Raw genomic sequence first — 14,576 nt, forward strand, 5'->3', positions numbered from 1 at the left:
CCGACCTCGCCTGGGCGGGATCGGCAGCTGAGGCGCTCCGACTCGCGGCGTGACATCGCGGGGTGCCTTCGTGGTACTGTCCCGCGTTCTCTCTAGAGGAATCGTTCCATGGCCGCATCGCATCGTTGTTCGTTCATTCCCTCGTTACTCCCGCTGCTCTGGCTCACCGCGTGCGCCCCCGACGGGGGTGCTGACGGCTCGACCACAGGCGTCGACAGCAACGACGGCGTCGAGACCAGCGGCGACAGCAACAGCAACAGCGATAGCAACAGCGACAGCAACAGCGGCGATGGCGATGGCGATCCCGGTGACGGCGACGGGGATCCTGGCGACGGCGACGGCGATCCAGGCGACGGCGGTTCAAACACGAAGTTCGACCTCCCGCCGCTCGGTGACCTCGGCGACGGTCAAGGTGGCTGGACTGGACCGGGCTCGTGCCGGGCGTCGGAGACCTACGGCGCCTCCGGCAACTTCCCGATGTACGAGGACCCGGCCTACGCGAACTTCCTCGACCGGACCGTGGCGATCGTCACCCACAACAACTGGGACGGCCCGCCCAATAACTACTCGCTGACGATCGTCGACATCTCGGGTGACCCACCGCCGCCCAACATGAACTACCTCGCGCCGCTCTATCACCGGCCGGAGTGGACGCTCACCGGGGCGCTCGGCAAGAACTTCGGGCTGACGCTCGATTCCTACGGCAACATGTACCTCGCGGCCACGACCGTCTGGGGCGCCAACTCGACCCCATCCGAGATCAAGAAGATCGACGCGGTCACCGGTGAGATCAGCGTGTTCGCGTCGTTGCCAAACAACGGGCCCGCGTTCGGCAACCTCAACTACGACTGCGTGAGCGAGACCATCTACGTGTCCAACCACGAAGACGGCCGCATCTACCAGATCGACATGGACGGCGACATCGTCAGCACCTACCACCACACGTCCGGCAACGTGACGATGGGACCGGCAAACGACCAGGGCGAGCCCAACGGCGCATTCGCTCCGCTCGGCCAGCGGCCGTGGGCGGTCCAGTCGCACGCCGGTCGGCTCTACTACAGCATCTGGGCCGGCGGCGGCGGCAACACGATCTGGTCGGTCGCCTACACCAACGACAACGGTGTGCCCGACGCTGCGACCGCGACGATGGAGTTCCAGACGCCGGGCAACCAGCCGGTGTCGGACCTCAGCTTCGCGCACAACGGCTTCATGCTCGTCGCGCAGCGGACCATGAGCTCTGACATGCAGACCGGCGCGCACCAGTCGACCACCTTCGAGTACGACTATCAAAACGGTGACTGGATCTTCCAGGGCACCACCTACATCGTGGGCGAGCTGCTGCCCTACAGCGCCGCGGGCGGAGTCGATCACGACTTCGTCGAGAACGGCTACGTGTGGATGACCGGCGACGCGCTGGATTTCTATACACCCAACGTGGTGTATGGCCTGCAAGGCACGCCACACGGCGGCGGCGGCATCGAGGTCAGCACGCTCATCGACCTGGATCACGAGATCACGCAGCAGGACAAGACCGTGTACGGCGACGTCGAGCTGCCGATCCCGGGCGACGTCAGCCCGGTGCCTCCGCCCGGCTGATGAGGTGGCGCGCTGGGGCCCTCTGGCCCCCGTGCCGCCCGCTATTTGTTGACGCCAGTGCGCAGGTCGAGCGTCGATTGACGTCGACCGCCGCGGTGGGCATGCTGGCGCATGCAGATCAGAACCGCAATCGCCTCCGTGTGTCTGGCTCCCTTGTTGCTGACCGGGTGTTGGATCTTCATGCCTCAGGAGACCCAGACGGCGGCCACAGCCCCGGTCGAGGAGCCGGCCAAGCCGCGGACCGTCGCCGACGACTATCTCGACGGTTGGGCCGAGCGCGACGCGAGCTACTCGGACAACCCCGAGGGATCCCGAGAGAGGCTGGACGGGCTCTTCAATCAGGCGGATCTGTACGCCTCGCTCTTCATCACGCACCCCGACGCCGCCACCGACCTGCCCCTCGCCGAGTGGGACGCCACGATCGCGGCGCGCATCGAGGTCGAGCGCGCGTACTGGACCGCGGCGGTCGAGGGCTTGGAGGGCAAGATGCCCGAAGAGAGGGGCGAGCGTCCGACCAGCAGCCTGACCTCGGTCCACGGGCTGACGGTGGTGTGGATGATCGCCCGCAACGATGAGCTGGATGTCATCACGCCCGAGTTCGTGCTGATGCTGACCGTCGATCGCATACACGACGACACGAGCTTCATCTACGCCATCGAGGGCTTCGTGCTCGAGCACCTCGAGGTCAAGCACGGGCGCGAGGCCGCGCAGGCTGCCTGCCGCCAGGCCGTCGACGCGATGCCCAAGAAGGCCAAGCATCAGCGCAACGTGATCATGCTCGCCTGCGAGTGGCCCCACTATGAGACCTGGCGCGAGGATCTGGCCATGTGGGCCACGAAGGGCGAGCTCAAGGCGTTCACGGCCGATCTCGGCGGTCAGCTCGACACGAGGCTCGAGAAGGCGAAAGCGGCCGACGCCGCCGCCATCGCTGCCATGGACGAGCGCAGGCGTCGACAGGAAGAGGACGACCGGGCCGCGCAGGACAGCTGGAGTAGCGGCGGAGGCGGAGGCGGAAGCGGAGGCGGAAGTGGCGGTGGAGGAGGCAGCACGAGCACGGCCCCGAGCGTCGTCTCGGTCACGGTCCGCAACTCGTGCTCGAGCACCGTCAAGGTCTTCTTCGGCGACAATCCCAAGTTCGGCAGCGGCCGACAGTCCTCGCTCGGTGGCAACTCGCGCCAGAGCCAGCAGATGAAGCCCGGCGACACGATGTGGATCATCGACGACAGCAGCAACGGCCTGGCGAGCGCGACCGTCTCGGGTAACACGCGCGAGATCGAGGTCTCGAGCTCGTGCACCAGCATCTCGGCGCGCTAGTACAGCACCCCGGAACGGGCTTCGGGTGTGAGTCGTCAGCGATGCTCTATCGCCTGGATCTCAACGCCCAAGTGGTTCTCCGCTTGAGCGGAGATCGGGCAGCTTGCTAAAGTGCGCCCATGCACGACGGTGTGAGCAACAGGAACATACGGCGGCGAGGGGGCGGAGTCCTGGCGATCGCCGTGGTGCTCGGCGTCGCCGGCTGCCCCGGCGATGACGGGCCGGGCACAGCCGCGGATGCAGCGACAGATGGGGGGCCCGACGGAGGCACGGACGCAGGCACCGACCCGGACGCAGGCACCGACCCGGACGCGGGGACCGACGAGGGGACCGACACCGGACCGGGGCCCGATCCGAGCGACGGCGCGTGCGGGTGGGAGCAGGGCGAGCGCCCGACCGCGGAGCTGCCCCCGACCCACACCAACGAGTACACGATCGATCTCCAGCAATGGATGATCGACAACGACGGAGGCGACCCCGTCGAGACGCGTCAGCGCATGAACGAGGCCATCGCCTGGGCGGTGGAGCAGGGCTTCGACAAGATCATCGTTCCGCCCGGCCGCTACGTGGTCGGGGAGCTCACGAGTGACATCTACGCCGCCGGCATCGTGCTGCCGGGCAACATGACGCTCGAGCTCTCGGACGGGGCGGTCATCGAGATGACGCCCAACGACCGGCACAACTACTGTGTCATCAGCCTCGAGGGGAACGACGACATCACGATCCGCGGCGGCGTGATTCGGGGCGATCGCGCAAACCACGACTACAGCGGCGGGGCCAACGACGAGGGCCACGGCGTGTGTGCGTGGACCAGCGTGAATCGGGTGCTCATCGAAGACACCGAGCTGACTGAGCTGACCGGCGACGGCGTGCTGATCGTCGGCTCCGCGCCGCAGGACGACGACCCAAACGCCGAGGTGCCGAGCACCAATATCACGATCCGAAACAACGAGATTCACCACAATCGGCGCAACGGGGTTGCGATCGTGGGTGGCCACAACGTGGTGATCGAGAACAACCATATCCACCACATGGAGGGCACCTCGCCGCAGTTCGGGATCGACATCGAGGGTGTCAAGCGCCGCGACCAGGACATTCTCATCTTCCAGAACAACTTTCACGACAACGTGGGCGGCGACTTCGTCACCTCGACCGGCCGCAACGTCTGGCTCGAGGACAACACGATGACCCAGTGCCAGGTCGACGACCAGGGCGAGTACGACGAATCGCTGCCGTGTGAGAACGACAAGCAAACCGATGGTCCGATCGTGCTCTGGCAACACACCGACACCGTCGTGATCAACAATCGGGTTCGCATGACCCATGGCAGCGTCAACGGCCTGTGGGGGATCATCAACTACCCGAACATCCGCGAGGCCGTGCGCGACAACCCCGTCGGCAACAACATCTCGGGGAACACCTTCTACGGCTGCGGTATCCACAACGCGTGGAACCGGCTTCAGTACATTGCGAGCAACACCATCCACGAGGGGACGCTGCTCGCGTACTTGCTGGAGTGTACCCGCCTCGAGGACAATCGCATCAATCGGGTCTCGGGTGAGCGCTTCAAGCTGCGCAACGTCGCGGGCCAGGCAGAGGGCAACATCGTCAACCGGGACGAGGGGGCGCCTGCCGAGGGCGACGTCCCGGTCCACTTTCCGATGGCGGACGACTCGCCGTACCGCAACTCCTCACCGGTGTTCTGGTGATCGCCATGACGACCAATACCACTACCAAGATCAAGATCGCCGCGACCGGCTGTATCGCCGCGTTGCTCGGGCTGCTCGCGCTCGGGGCGACGACGGACGCATCGGAGGACGCACCGCCGCCGCTCGAGGACATCACCTGCCCGGCAGGCCAAGCGGACGGCGGGATGGGTCCCAGCATGGTCGAGCTACCTGAGGGATTCTGCATCGACACGACGGAGGTCACGCGGGCGCAGTACAGCGCCTGGCTCGAGACCGCGCCGAGCACCAGCGGCCAACCCAGCGCGTGCGCGGAGAACCAGGACTTCGAGCCGAGCTGCGCGTGGCCTCCACCCGATCACGAGGCCAATTACCCCGTGGTGTGTGTCGACTGGTGCGACGCGCGGGCCTACTGCGAGGCCGCGGGCAAGCGCTTGTGTGGCCAGATCGGTGGTGGCGGCGGCGGCTATGAGTTCGATTCGTACGCCGACGCGTCAGTCAGCGAGTGGCACGCGGCCTGTACCGCGGGCGGCGAGTCCGAGTATTCGTACGGTGACGAGTATGACCCGCTGACCTGCCGGGGAGCCGACGCGGAGGACTACACGACCTGGGGCTTCGTCGAGGTCGGGACCCTCGCGGGCTGCCACTCCGCCGTCGACCCGTACAGCGGGGTCTACGATCTGAGCGGCAACGCGGCGGAGTGGGACAACGGCTGCGACGGGGACGAGCCCGACGCGCCGTGCCGGATTCGGGGCGGGAGCTTCGAGTTCAACGACGTGGGCCTGCGCTGCGCGATGGCGGGGGACCTGCGCTGGCCTCGGATGCGGCAGGTCGTCTCGGTCGGCTTCCGCTGCTGCGCTGGCTGAGAAGCTGTCGGGCACAGACCTACGAACGAGCCGCGGTCGCAGCCTCGAGGGTGGCGATGTCGATCTTCGTCATCGTCATCATCGCCTCGAAGGCGCGGCTGGCCGTGTCGCGGTCGGTGCCCGTCGTCAGGTCGAGTAGCAGCCGCGGCGTGATCTGCCAGGAAACGCCCCAGCGGTCCTTGCACCAGCCACAGGCGCTCTCGGCCCCGCCATTGCCGACGATGGCGTTCCAGTAGCGGTCGGTCTCCTCCTGGTCTTCGGTGATCACCATGAAGCTGACCGCTTCGTCCGGTTTGAAGTTCGGGCCGCCGTTGAGGCCGACAAACCGGCGCCCCACCACGGTGAACTCGACGGTCAGCTCGCTGCCTTCCCGCCCGCCGGGGAAGTCGGCGGGGGCCGTATTCACACGCTCGACTCGGCTGTCCGGAAAGGTCGCGGCATAGAATTCAGCGGCTTTGCGCGCTTCTCCATGGTCGAACCACACGCAGGTTACGAGTTCAGTCATCTGAGTGTTTCCTTTCTTCAATTGCTCGTGAGCACGGTCTGTTGGCGGCATCGCCGCGAGGCTCATTGCGCGCAGGTTCGCATGAACTCGGGCAAGTGTCATCGAGTTTGGGTGGCAGCACGAACCCGCCTTTCCCCATTCGGGCGCTGCTGTGTCGTGCACGTTGGAGAACGACAGCGGTCGCCTGCCGCCAAGTGCCATCATGCGGTCGCAGTTTGCGGACACCATCGCGGCCACCCGTGCGTCGCTGCTCCCCGCGCACGTGCTCCACCCGCGCGCGCCTTCACGAGCTGATCGCAGGATCTCCGGGTCGGAGGTCGTTTGCGGCAAGGCTTCGCGCCTCGGCGGCACTTCGTTGGGGAGGCGCCCCCCGCTCTGTCGACGCCTGCCGGGAAGTGCTCCATGTTGGCAGCCGGACTCGACCAAGCCGCACATGTCTCGAAGATGGACTCAAACCTCAGCCAAGAGATCACCAGGCGCATGGGCGTCTGCCCGTCGTTCTTCGGGCTCGCGCGCGCCAACGAGACCGTGTCACGACACCTCTGGTTGCACGCCCAGGCGGCGTACCTCGACAACTCCCTGCCCGCGCTGTTCAAGGAACGCCTGTTCGTCTACCTCTCGAGGTTCTGCTCGGTGCGTTACTGCCTCACGCGGCACGCGGCGTTTCTCATGGGTCGCGGCTTCATCTCGGGCGACGCCGCTTGCCCACCCATGGCGGGAGCAGACGTTCTCGAGTTGCTCAGGCGCGAGCCGCCGAGCAGCGAGGAGATCGTGCGGCACTCCGAGCGCCTGTTGAGCGTGTCGGGCCGACCGATGCCGTGGCCCCCGCCCCAGAGCGAGCTCGAAGACGCCATCTTTGGCTGCTGCGTCGCTGTGTTCCTGCACTCGGCACACGCTGTGTTTCCGAACGAGGCCCTTCGGCACGCCCTCTCGCCGCAGGACTACTGCAGCCTCGTCGAGCTGCTGTCCTTCATCCGGGCCGCACATTTCTGGACGGAGAGCTTCCCGGGCCTGACCCACGAGGGCGACGTCCAGCAGCTCCTCTCGGAGCAGATCGAGATCGCGGCCTGGATCGACGCTCACTACTCCAGTCAGCCGAACGTGTTGCGCCATCCGAGCGTCCTTCACACGCAACTCGTCACGGATCTCTCCTCGTTGCGGCGACTGGTTTTGACCGTGTCCCGTGGGGACGCGGCCATGAGCGCCGAGGCCCTGCTGCGCACGGAGGCGCTGCAAGCCTCGTTCAATTCACTTCAAGCGCAGGTCGGGGCGGTGCGCGCCGACGCAAACCGTCTCGCCCTCATGCGCGAGCCCCTCGAGAAGCTCGCAGACAGCGTCGAGGCTTACGCCTGGGTGCACCACGCGAAGACCCACCAGTTCAGCTTCGTGGGGAGCGCGTACGAGCGAATCTTTGGACACGCCGGCAACAGTCACGAGGACCGCTCCGCCTGGCTCGACCTCGTTCATCCCGAGGACCGCCACCTCGCCAAGGCGAGCCTCGAGGCCGGCATCGCGGGCGCCGCGTTCGATGTCGAGTACCGGGTCACCTCACCGGCTCGCGGCCTGCGCTGGGTCTCGGAGCGTGGCACGCCGATCCACGACGACCACGGCCAACTCGAGCGTGTCGTGGGAGTCGTGTGTGACATTACGGATCGCCGGCGGCAGGAGAGCCAGCATCTGCAAAGGGCGCAGAAGATGCACTCGGTCGGCACGCTGGCCGCCCGGGTTGCCCATGACTTCAACAACCTGCTCATGGTCATCACGGGGAACTCGGAGATGCTCGCCGACCACCTCGACCCGGACAGCCCCGCCATCGAGTACTTGGGGTCGATCGGGCGCGCCGCGGAGCGTGCCGCGGAGCACGTGGATCGGCTGCTGGCGTTCGCCCGCAAGGGCGATGAGAGCACGCGCGAAGTCGACTTGAACGGGGAGATCGAGGAGCTTCGTCACGTCTTCCAGCACCTCGTCGGGAACTCGGTGGAGCTCGAGGTTCGCTGCGACGAGGCTATCTCTGCCATCGAGTGCATACCGACCGATGTCCAGCAGATCCTGCTCAACCTGGTCGTGAACGCCAAGGACGCCGTGGCAGGGTCCGGTCGCATCACCATCGAGACGCGCGTGGCCGATGCTGAAGATCACGGCGCGCCGTGGGTGCAGCTGCTCGTCTCCGACACGGGCTGCGGGATGTCCCCGGAGGTCATGAGCAGGATCTTCGAGCCCTTCTTCACCACGAAGGACTCCGGACAGGGGTCCGGGCTGGGGCTCGCCACGATCTACAGGATCGTCGAGGACCTCGGTGGGCGCACGTCCGTGGAGAGCGAGCTCGGACGGGGCACGACGGTCACGCTGTCGCTCCCGGGCTGCACACGCCAGTCGAAGCAGGAGGGAACGCTGCCGCCTCTCGACCGCGCATCTGGGACGGAGACCGTGCTGCTCTGCGACGACGACGTCATGGTACGCAAGGTCCTGTCGCAGGTGCTTCGAGCTTCCGGGTACGTCGTCCTCGAAGCGATCGACGGCCTCGAGGCCCTCGATGTCGCAAGGCAGCACGCCGACTCCATCGACATGGTGATCACCGACGTGAAGATGCCGCGACTCGACGGCCACGGCCTCACCGATGCTCTCGGCGCTGAAGGATTCGACGTCCCGGTCATCCTGCTCACCGGGTACGGGGACGCGCCGCGAGCGGCTCGACCCGGCCTGCACTGCGTCGAACTCGCCAAACCGATCAGTCGGCACCAGCTCCTGTTGAACATGCGCGCCTGCTTCGAGGCGCATGCCCGGAACCGGATCAGCCGCTGAACTGGACGCGGACCGTCCCGACGAATTCCAGGGGCAGTTCAACCTCCTTCAGGATCCGGCTGGTGGTGCGCGAGGTTCTGTCAGGCTCACCCGTCGCCGTGCGATACAGATGTCCCCTCCACGACCTGACGCCCAGGTTTCAGCGCTTCGAATGCAACACCTCGCGAAGATCCCCATCTCAGTCCTCGATCTCTCCCCGATCAAGGAAGGCGGCACGGTCGCGGAGAGCTTTCGCAACAGCGTCGACCTGGCCCGCCACGTCGAGGCGCTCGGCTATCGCCGGTTCTGGCTGGCCGAACATCACAACATCCCCGGTATCGCCAGCGCCGCGACTGCCGTGCTGATTGGCCACGTCGCCGCGGCGACCACCAGCTTACGCGTTGGAGCCGGCGGCATCATGCTGCCAAATCATGCGCCGCTCATCATCGCCGAGCAGTTCGGCACCCTCGAGGCGCTCTACCCCGGTCGCATCGATCTCGGGCTCGGCCGCGCCCCCGGCACGGATCAGCTCACCTCCCGTGCGCTGCGCCGCGATGCCTCCGCCGCCGATGATTTCCCTGCCCAGGTCCAGGAGCTGATCGCCCTGTTGGGTCCGCCGCACCCCGGCCAGCGGGTCAAGGCGATCCCAGGCGCCGACTCGCAGGTCCCCGTGTGGCTGCTCGGTTCGAGCACCTTCAGCGCCAAGCTCGCCGCCCTCCTCGGCCTGCCCTTCGCCTTCGCCGCCCACTTCGCGCCGCAGCTGCTGCACGAAGCGCTGCATCTATACCGCGAGTCCTTCACACCATCCGCCGTCTGCCCGCAGCCATACGCCATGGTCGGCGTTCCGGTGATCGCCGCCGACAGCGACGAGCACGCCCGCCACCTCTCCACCTCCGCGCAGCAGCAGATCCTCAATCTGCTCCGCAATGTCCCCACGCCCGTGCCCCCGCCGATCCGGACCATGGATGGCCGCTGGAGCCCCGCTGAACGAGCAGCCGTCGAGCGCTTCCTTGGCGCGGCGATCATCGGCGGCCCAGAGACCGTCGAGGCCAAGCTCAACGCGTTCATCGCCGCCACCGCGGCCGATGAGATCATCATCTACTCGAGCTTGTACCGTCACGAAGACCGCCGGCGCTCCTATGAGATTGTCGCCGATATCAAGACCAGCAACGCCGCGACAGCCCCACAGCCATGACCACGGGAGCCACGGTATTGTGGGTGAACGGTTGCGGCAACACCTCGATAGCGGCGGTCGTCTGCGTGGTTCTGTAGCGAACACAATCATCAGTTTGGCGGGGCAGGGGAGCCCTCGCGTGGAATTCGGAGCCGACAGAGCCACGGTCACGCGCAACCGCTCGGCGATCTACTCGCCCGGCTACCGGTCAGCTTGGGTCAACGAGGACAAGTTCCACAATATCTCGGTCGTCGTTGCGCCGCAGTACCTCCGACATCAGCTCGAGCAGATCACCGGCACCCGTTCACGCGGACCATCATCACGGTCCGCGGCGTCGGTCGTCTCTACCCCTCCTCTGGGACATCCGGTGATTCGGGCCCGAGCCGCGGCCTCGTATCCTCGACATAATCGCGTGACATCTTTTTCCTGAAGGCCTCTCGCCACCCCGCGGCCAAGCTAGGCAGCTCCGACAGCTCACGGGCGACCTCGGGGTCAATGTGTCGCTGAAACCGCAACGGGATCAGCCTCGCGAGGGGCCACTGGGGGAGCGGGCGCTCCTGTACGCTGACAGGGTCACCTGGGGCGATGGTGCCGACCTCGAGGACCCGATAGTACCAGCCAGTGCGGCCGGTGGTCTGGACCGCGAGGGCGAGGTCCTTTAGGCCGAGGTGGGTGCTCAGCGTCCAGCAGGGCTGGCGCCCTTGCGAGACCTGAACGAGCGCGGTCCCGATGCGTAGAATGTCGCCCTGGCACAGGTTCGCTTCAGTCATTCCGATGGTCGAGAGATTCTCACCAAAGCAGCCGGGGACGAAACAAGGTGATTGTTCGGGGAAGCGATCGCGCCAAAAGCCGAGGTGGTCGGCGGGGTAGTGGTGGAGGGCCTTCTCGGGTCCGCCATGTACTTTCCTGTTGCCTTGCTGATCGCCGACGAGACCGGTCGCGGTGAGCTCGACAGGGCCCACGACAGGTTTTTTGGCGATCGCGGTGGGCTTGCGGCCGGGCCAGCGCGCCTCGACCTCTCCGATGAAGAGGCCGGTGACGGTCGTGAGGTGGGGCTTCATGTCGAGTCAGTAGCCCTTGCCCGGATTGAGGATGCCGCGTGGATCGAACACCCCCTTGATGCCGCGCATCAGCGCGAGCTCGCGCTCGCCGAGCATCCGGGCGAGATGTGGCCGCTTGAGCATGCCGACGCCGTGCTCGCCGGTGACCGAGCCCCCCAGCTTCAAGGTGCCCGCGATGATGTCGTCGAAGGCGGCGAGGGCAGCGGCCGCCTGAGCCGGGTCGTGAGCGTCGTAGACGATCGTCGGGTGCAGGTTTCCGTCCCCGGCGTGGCCGAACGTGCCCACCGTGACCCGGTGGCGTTCGGCGATCGCGGCGCATAGCTCGAGCAGATCGGGTACGCGCGGGATCGTCACCGCGACATCGTCCAGGAGGCAGTGTCCCTGCTTCTCGAGCGCCGGCAGCGCCATCGCCCGTGCCCGCATGAACAGCTCGCCCTCGGTCTCGTCGAGCGTCGTGGCCACGAACGTGGCGCCGAGCCGCTCGCACGTCGCCTCGCTGGCCGCCATGATCGCGGGGGCATCGACGGTGTCGGCCTGCGCGAGCAGCAGCGCGGCGGCGCTCGTGTCGAGGTCCATGTTGGCGATCGCCTCGACGGCGCGCACGGTCGTGCGATCCATGATCTCGAGCTTGGACAGGTTGCGCGGTCCCGCGAGCTCGACGACCGCCCGACCGGCCGCGGCCAGGTCTGCAAATTGAGCCACCATGGTGCCGCACGCGGGTCGAGCGGGCATGAGCCGCGCGCAGACCTCGACGACCACCGCCAGCGTCCCTTCGGAGCCCACCAGCAGCGACGTCAGGTCGAGCCCGGCGACGTTCTTGAGCGTGTCCGACCCGGTTCGAATCAGCGAGCCGTCGGCGAGCACGGCCACCAGTCGCGCAATGTGATCCCGCGTGACACCGTACTTCAAGCAGCACGCACCACCGGCATTGGTCGCGACGTTTCCCCCGATCGTCGAGATGTCTCGGCTGGCCGGATCGGGCGCGTACATCAGGCCGTACGCTCGAGCCGCACGATCCAAGCTCCCGTTGAGAACGCCCGGCTCGACCCGCGCCAGCCTGCTCGACGGATCGAGCTCGAGGATCCGGTCCATTTTCTCGAGGCACAGGACGATGCAGCCATCGACTGCGTTGGCGCCTCCACTCAGCCCGGTCCCGGCGCCGCGAGGCACGACCGGCGTTCCCGTGGCCGAGGCGATTCGCATGACCGTCTGCACGCTGTGGACCGAGCGAGCGCGGACGACCGCAGCCGCTCGACCCGCCGGGCAGAATCCGGCTTGGTCGGCGGCATAGGTCTGCGCCACGTCGGCGTCGGTGCTCAGCTCGGTGTCGGGGAGCTCGGCCTCGAGCAGCTGGACGACGGTGCTCACTGCGACGGCGCGCCCCAGTAAAAGCCCGAGATGTGCGCGCAGACCAAGGCCTCGGCACGGTTCGCGTCGCCGGCCGCGATCGCGTCGAGCAAGGTGGCGTGCTCTCGACCCAACGTTTGCAGGGTCTCGTCGAGCGGGGTGGCCACGGTCAGCGCATCTCGAAGGTGGGTCGCCATCGCCTCGCGGACCACCGCCATCACCAGCCCATAGGCTCGGTTGCCGGACGCCTCGACGAGCGCGGTATGAAAGGCGACGTCGGCCTGCAAGAACGCCTCGGGATCTGTCTGGCAGTCCAACATCACGTCCAGAGCAGCCCGGGCCCGCCCCAGCGCATCCTCGTCGCGCAGCTCGGCTGCACGCCGCACCGCCTCTGCCTCGATCAGCAGCCGAAGCTCGACGAGGTCGTCGCAGGGGAGCCTCGCCAGGAGCACCGCGGTACTCAGCGCCGACGCAGCGGTTGGCAGCGCGCCACCACGATGCACCCGCGGCCCACGAGTCGAGACCCGATCCCCGCCGGTCACCAACCCTTGCGCCTGCAGGATCCGAAGCGCCTCGCGGACCGTGGACCGGCCGACCGACAGACGCTCGCACAGCTCCTTCTCGCTCGGCAGCGGCGTCCCATCCTCGAGCGCGCCCGAGACGATCGCTTGCTGAAGCTTGCGCGCGATCGAGAGGCTCAACGGCAGGCGCGCCGTCTCGGTCAGGACGGCGCTGAACGCATCTGACATCGTGGAGGATTATCACTAGTCCGCTTGTCAGACAAGTGATAGCCTCGCGCCATGGCCCTCGATCCCGGGAAGACCGCCCTCGTCCTCATCGAATACCAAAACGACTTCACCAGCCCCGGCGGCGCGTTTCACGACGCGGTCAAGGCGGTCATGGACAGCACCGAGATGCTCGCCAAGACGACGTCGCTGGTCGAGCGTGCGCGGGCAGCCGGCGTGACCGTGATGCACGCGCCCATCAGCTTCGCCAAGGGCTACAACGAGATCACCAAGCATCCGTACGGGATCCTCGCGGGCGTCGTCGAGAACCAGGCTTTCGTCAAGGGGACGTGGGGCGCTCAGATCGTCGACCAGCTCGCCCCTCACGAAGCCGACATCGTGGTCGAGGGCAAGCGCGGTCTCGACACCTTCGCCAGCACCAACCTCGACTTCATGCTCCGCAGCAAGGGCATCGAGACGGTCGTCCTCGGCGGCTTCCTGACCAACTGCTGCGTCGAGTCCACGATGCGCAGCGCGTACGAGAACGGCTACGAGGTCGTCACCCTCACCGACTGCGCCGCGGCCACGTCACAAGCCGCGCACGACAACGCGATCGAGCACGACTTTGGCATGTTCTCCAAGCCGATGACCGCGAGCGCGTTCGTGGCGATGCTGTAGCGCTAGACGTGATGGGACCTGCGGCGTACTGCTGGGCCTCGGGATCTTCACGCAGCAGCTCGGTCACCGCCGAGTAGGTGCGCAACGCCTGCGCGGTGTCGCCAGCTCGGTCTGGATATCGCCGCTCAGCCAGAGTGAGGGCGTCATGGTGGCAGCCAGACGCTCCAGCCTTGCGGCTGAATTCCGACACCGCCGAGCCTTCGGCTATGCTCATCGCATGTCCGAGCCTGCGAGCACAGCCAGCGTCCCCTACGAGGAGTACCTGCGGCTCGAGCGAGAGGCCGCGCAACGTCACGAGTGGATCGACGGCGAGGTCTTTGCGATGGCCGGTGGGACGATCGAGCACGCGCGATTGCAAGCGACGCTCGCGCGGGTACTTGGCAACGCGCTGCTCGGTGGTCCGTGCCGGGTCTACAGCGCGGACCTGCGTGTTCGCTCACTGGCCACCAACATCGCGACGTACGCGGACCTCACGATCGTGTGCGGCGAGGCGACGACCGCCTCGGACGATCCAGATGGGGTCACGAATCCGACGCTGGTCGTCGAGGTGCTGTCGCCCTCGACGGAGGCCTACGATCGCGGGCAGAAGGCCGCCCACTACCGACGAATCCCTTCACTGCGCGCGTACTTGCTGGTGGCCCAGGATGCGCCGCGGATCGAGTTGTTCGTCCGGGGCCAGCGCGGACGCTGGGAGTTCGTCGAGGCCGGGGCCGGCGAGTCGCTCGTGCTCGACAGCGTCGGGTGCACGCTGCTCGTGGACGAGGTCTTCGGCGCGGAGTGAATCAGAATTTGCGGACGCGCAGCTGCAGTTCGGGTCAGTCGCCGACGGCTCGGGCTGACAGTA

The 14,576-nt window shown here is 66.8% G+C and carries 12 protein-coding genes; 8 read left to right on the plus strand and 4 right to left on the minus strand.

What is annotated here, in order from left to right; translation table 11 throughout:
* Positions 1 to 108: 108 nt before the first annotated feature.
* The 4 genes from ENSA7_RS05435 to ENSA7_RS05450 all read left to right on the plus strand — a co-directional run bounded on the left by ENSA7_RS05435 (position 109) and on the right by ENSA7_RS05450 (position 5,461).
* Positions 109 to 1,596 carry a hypothetical protein gene (locus ENSA7_RS05435; protein WP_181233209.1) on the plus strand — a complete coding sequence of 496 codons (1,488 nt, stop codon included), beginning with the start codon at positions 109 to 111 and terminating at the stop codon, positions 1,594 to 1,596.
* A gap of 111 nt (positions 1,597 to 1,707) precedes the next feature.
* Complete coding sequence (locus ENSA7_RS05440) at positions 1,708 to 2,910, plus strand: hypothetical protein (protein WP_146157363.1); 1,203 nt, start codon at positions 1,708 to 1,710, stop codon at positions 2,908 to 2,910.
* A 119-nt stretch (positions 2,911 to 3,029) separates the two neighbouring features.
* The gene (locus tag ENSA7_RS05445) at positions 3,030 to 4,619 is read left to right on the plus strand and encodes a right-handed parallel beta-helix repeat-containing protein (RefSeq protein WP_106088126.1); all 1,590 of its coding nucleotides are present in this window, start codon (positions 3,030 to 3,032) and stop codon (positions 4,617 to 4,619) included.
* A 5-nt stretch (positions 4,620 to 4,624) separates the two neighbouring features.
* Positions 4,625 to 5,461, plus strand: a complete 837-nt coding sequence (locus ENSA7_RS05450; protein WP_146157364.1) for a formylglycine-generating enzyme family protein — start codon at positions 4,625 to 4,627, stop codon at positions 5,459 to 5,461.
* 19 nt (positions 5,462 to 5,480) lie between these two features.
* On the opposite strand, the gene ENSA7_RS05455 is transcribed toward ENSA7_RS05450, so the two are convergent.
* Positions 5,481 to 5,966, minus strand: a complete 486-nt coding sequence (locus tag ENSA7_RS05455; RefSeq protein WP_106088128.1) for a VOC family protein — start codon at positions 5,964 to 5,966, stop codon at positions 5,481 to 5,483.
* A gap of 444 nt (positions 5,967 to 6,410) precedes the next feature.
* Here ENSA7_RS05455 and ENSA7_RS05460 point away from each other — a divergent pair, with 444 nt between their 5' ends.
* Positions 6,411 to 8,768 carry a hybrid sensor histidine kinase/response regulator gene (locus ENSA7_RS05460; protein WP_181233211.1) on the plus strand — a complete coding sequence of 786 codons (2,358 nt, stop codon included), beginning with the start codon at positions 6,411 to 6,413 and terminating at the stop codon, positions 8,766 to 8,768.
* A gap of 151 nt (positions 8,769 to 8,919) precedes the next feature.
* Complete coding sequence (locus ENSA7_RS05465; RefSeq protein ID WP_106088130.1) at positions 8,920 to 9,942, plus strand: LLM class flavin-dependent oxidoreductase; 1,023 nt, start codon at positions 8,920 to 8,922, stop codon at positions 9,940 to 9,942.
* 323 nt (positions 9,943 to 10,265) lie between these two features.
* On the opposite strand, the gene ENSA7_RS05470 is transcribed toward ENSA7_RS05465, so the two are convergent.
* The 3 genes from ENSA7_RS05470 to ENSA7_RS05480 are packed head-to-tail and all read right to left on the minus strand — an operon-like array spanning position 10,266 to position 13,078.
* Positions 10,266 to 10,982 (minus strand): MOSC domain-containing protein, encoded by a 717-nt coding sequence (locus ENSA7_RS05470; RefSeq protein WP_106088131.1) that lies wholly within the window; start codon positions 10,980 to 10,982, stop codon positions 10,266 to 10,268.
* Positions 10,983 to 10,988: 6 nt separating this feature from the next.
* Positions 10,989 to 12,350 (minus strand): FAD-binding oxidoreductase, encoded by a 1,362-nt coding sequence (locus ENSA7_RS05475; protein WP_106088132.1) that lies wholly within the window; start codon positions 12,348 to 12,350, stop codon positions 10,989 to 10,991.
* A complete protein-coding gene (locus ENSA7_RS05480; RefSeq protein ID WP_106088133.1) occupies positions 12,347 to 13,078 on the minus strand; it encodes a FadR/GntR family transcriptional regulator in 732 nt (243 codons plus the stop codon). Before ENSA7_RS05480 ends, ENSA7_RS05475 begins: the two co-directional genes overlap by 4 nt.
* 51 nt (positions 13,079 to 13,129) lie before the next feature.
* Here ENSA7_RS05480 and ENSA7_RS05485 point away from each other — a divergent pair, with 51 nt between their 5' ends.
* Positions 13,130 to 13,732, plus strand: a complete 603-nt coding sequence (locus ENSA7_RS05485) for a cysteine hydrolase family protein (RefSeq protein ID WP_106088134.1) — start codon at positions 13,130 to 13,132, stop codon at positions 13,730 to 13,732.
* Between the two features lie 217 nt (positions 13,733 to 13,949).
* Positions 13,950 to 14,513, plus strand: coding sequence for a Uma2 family endonuclease (locus ENSA7_RS05490; RefSeq protein ID WP_106088135.1), 564 nt, complete (start codon positions 13,950 to 13,952; stop codon positions 14,511 to 14,513).
* Positions 14,514 to 14,576 lie beyond the last annotated feature (63 nt).

The sequence above is a fragment of the Enhygromyxa salina genome (genome assembly GCF_002994635.1).
GTDB lineage: Bacteria > Myxococcota_A > Polyangia > Nannocystales > Nannocystaceae > Plesiocystis > Plesiocystis salina_B.

Bases quoted from the DNA above. Each gene is read 5' to 3' on its own strand.
- ENSA7_RS05465 (WP_106088130.1), top strand. From the start codon at position 8,920: ATGCAACACCTCGCGAAGATCCCCATCTCAGTCCTCGATCTCTCCCCG.
- ENSA7_RS05480 (WP_106088133.1), bottom strand. From the start codon at position 13,078: ATGTCAGATGCGTTCAGCGCCGTCCTGACCGAGACGGCGCGCCTGCCG.
- ENSA7_RS05470 (WP_106088131.1), bottom strand. From the start codon at position 10,982: ATGAAGCCCCACCTCACGACCGTCACCGGCCTCTTCATCGGAGAGGTC.
- ENSA7_RS05460 (WP_181233211.1), top strand. From the start codon at position 6,411: ATGGACTCAAACCTCAGCCAAGAGATCACCAGGCGCATGGGCGTCTGC.
- ENSA7_RS05440 (WP_146157363.1), top strand. From the start codon at position 1,708: ATGCAGATCAGAACCGCAATCGCCTCCGTGTGTCTGGCTCCCTTGTTG.
- ENSA7_RS05450 (WP_146157364.1), top strand. From the start codon at position 4,625: ATGACGACCAATACCACTACCAAGATCAAGATCGCCGCGACCGGCTGT.
- ENSA7_RS05435 (WP_181233209.1), top strand. From the start codon at position 109: ATGGCCGCATCGCATCGTTGTTCGTTCATTCCCTCGTTACTCCCGCTG.
- ENSA7_RS05445 (WP_106088126.1), top strand. From the start codon at position 3,030: ATGCACGACGGTGTGAGCAACAGGAACATACGGCGGCGAGGGGGCGGA.
- ENSA7_RS05485 (WP_106088134.1), top strand. From the start codon at position 13,130: ATGGCCCTCGATCCCGGGAAGACCGCCCTCGTCCTCATCGAATACCAA.
- ENSA7_RS05490 (WP_106088135.1), top strand. From the start codon at position 13,950: ATGTCCGAGCCTGCGAGCACAGCCAGCGTCCCCTACGAGGAGTACCTG.
- ENSA7_RS05455 (WP_106088128.1), bottom strand. From the start codon at position 5,966: ATGACTGAACTCGTAACCTGCGTGTGGTTCGACCATGGAGAAGCGCGC.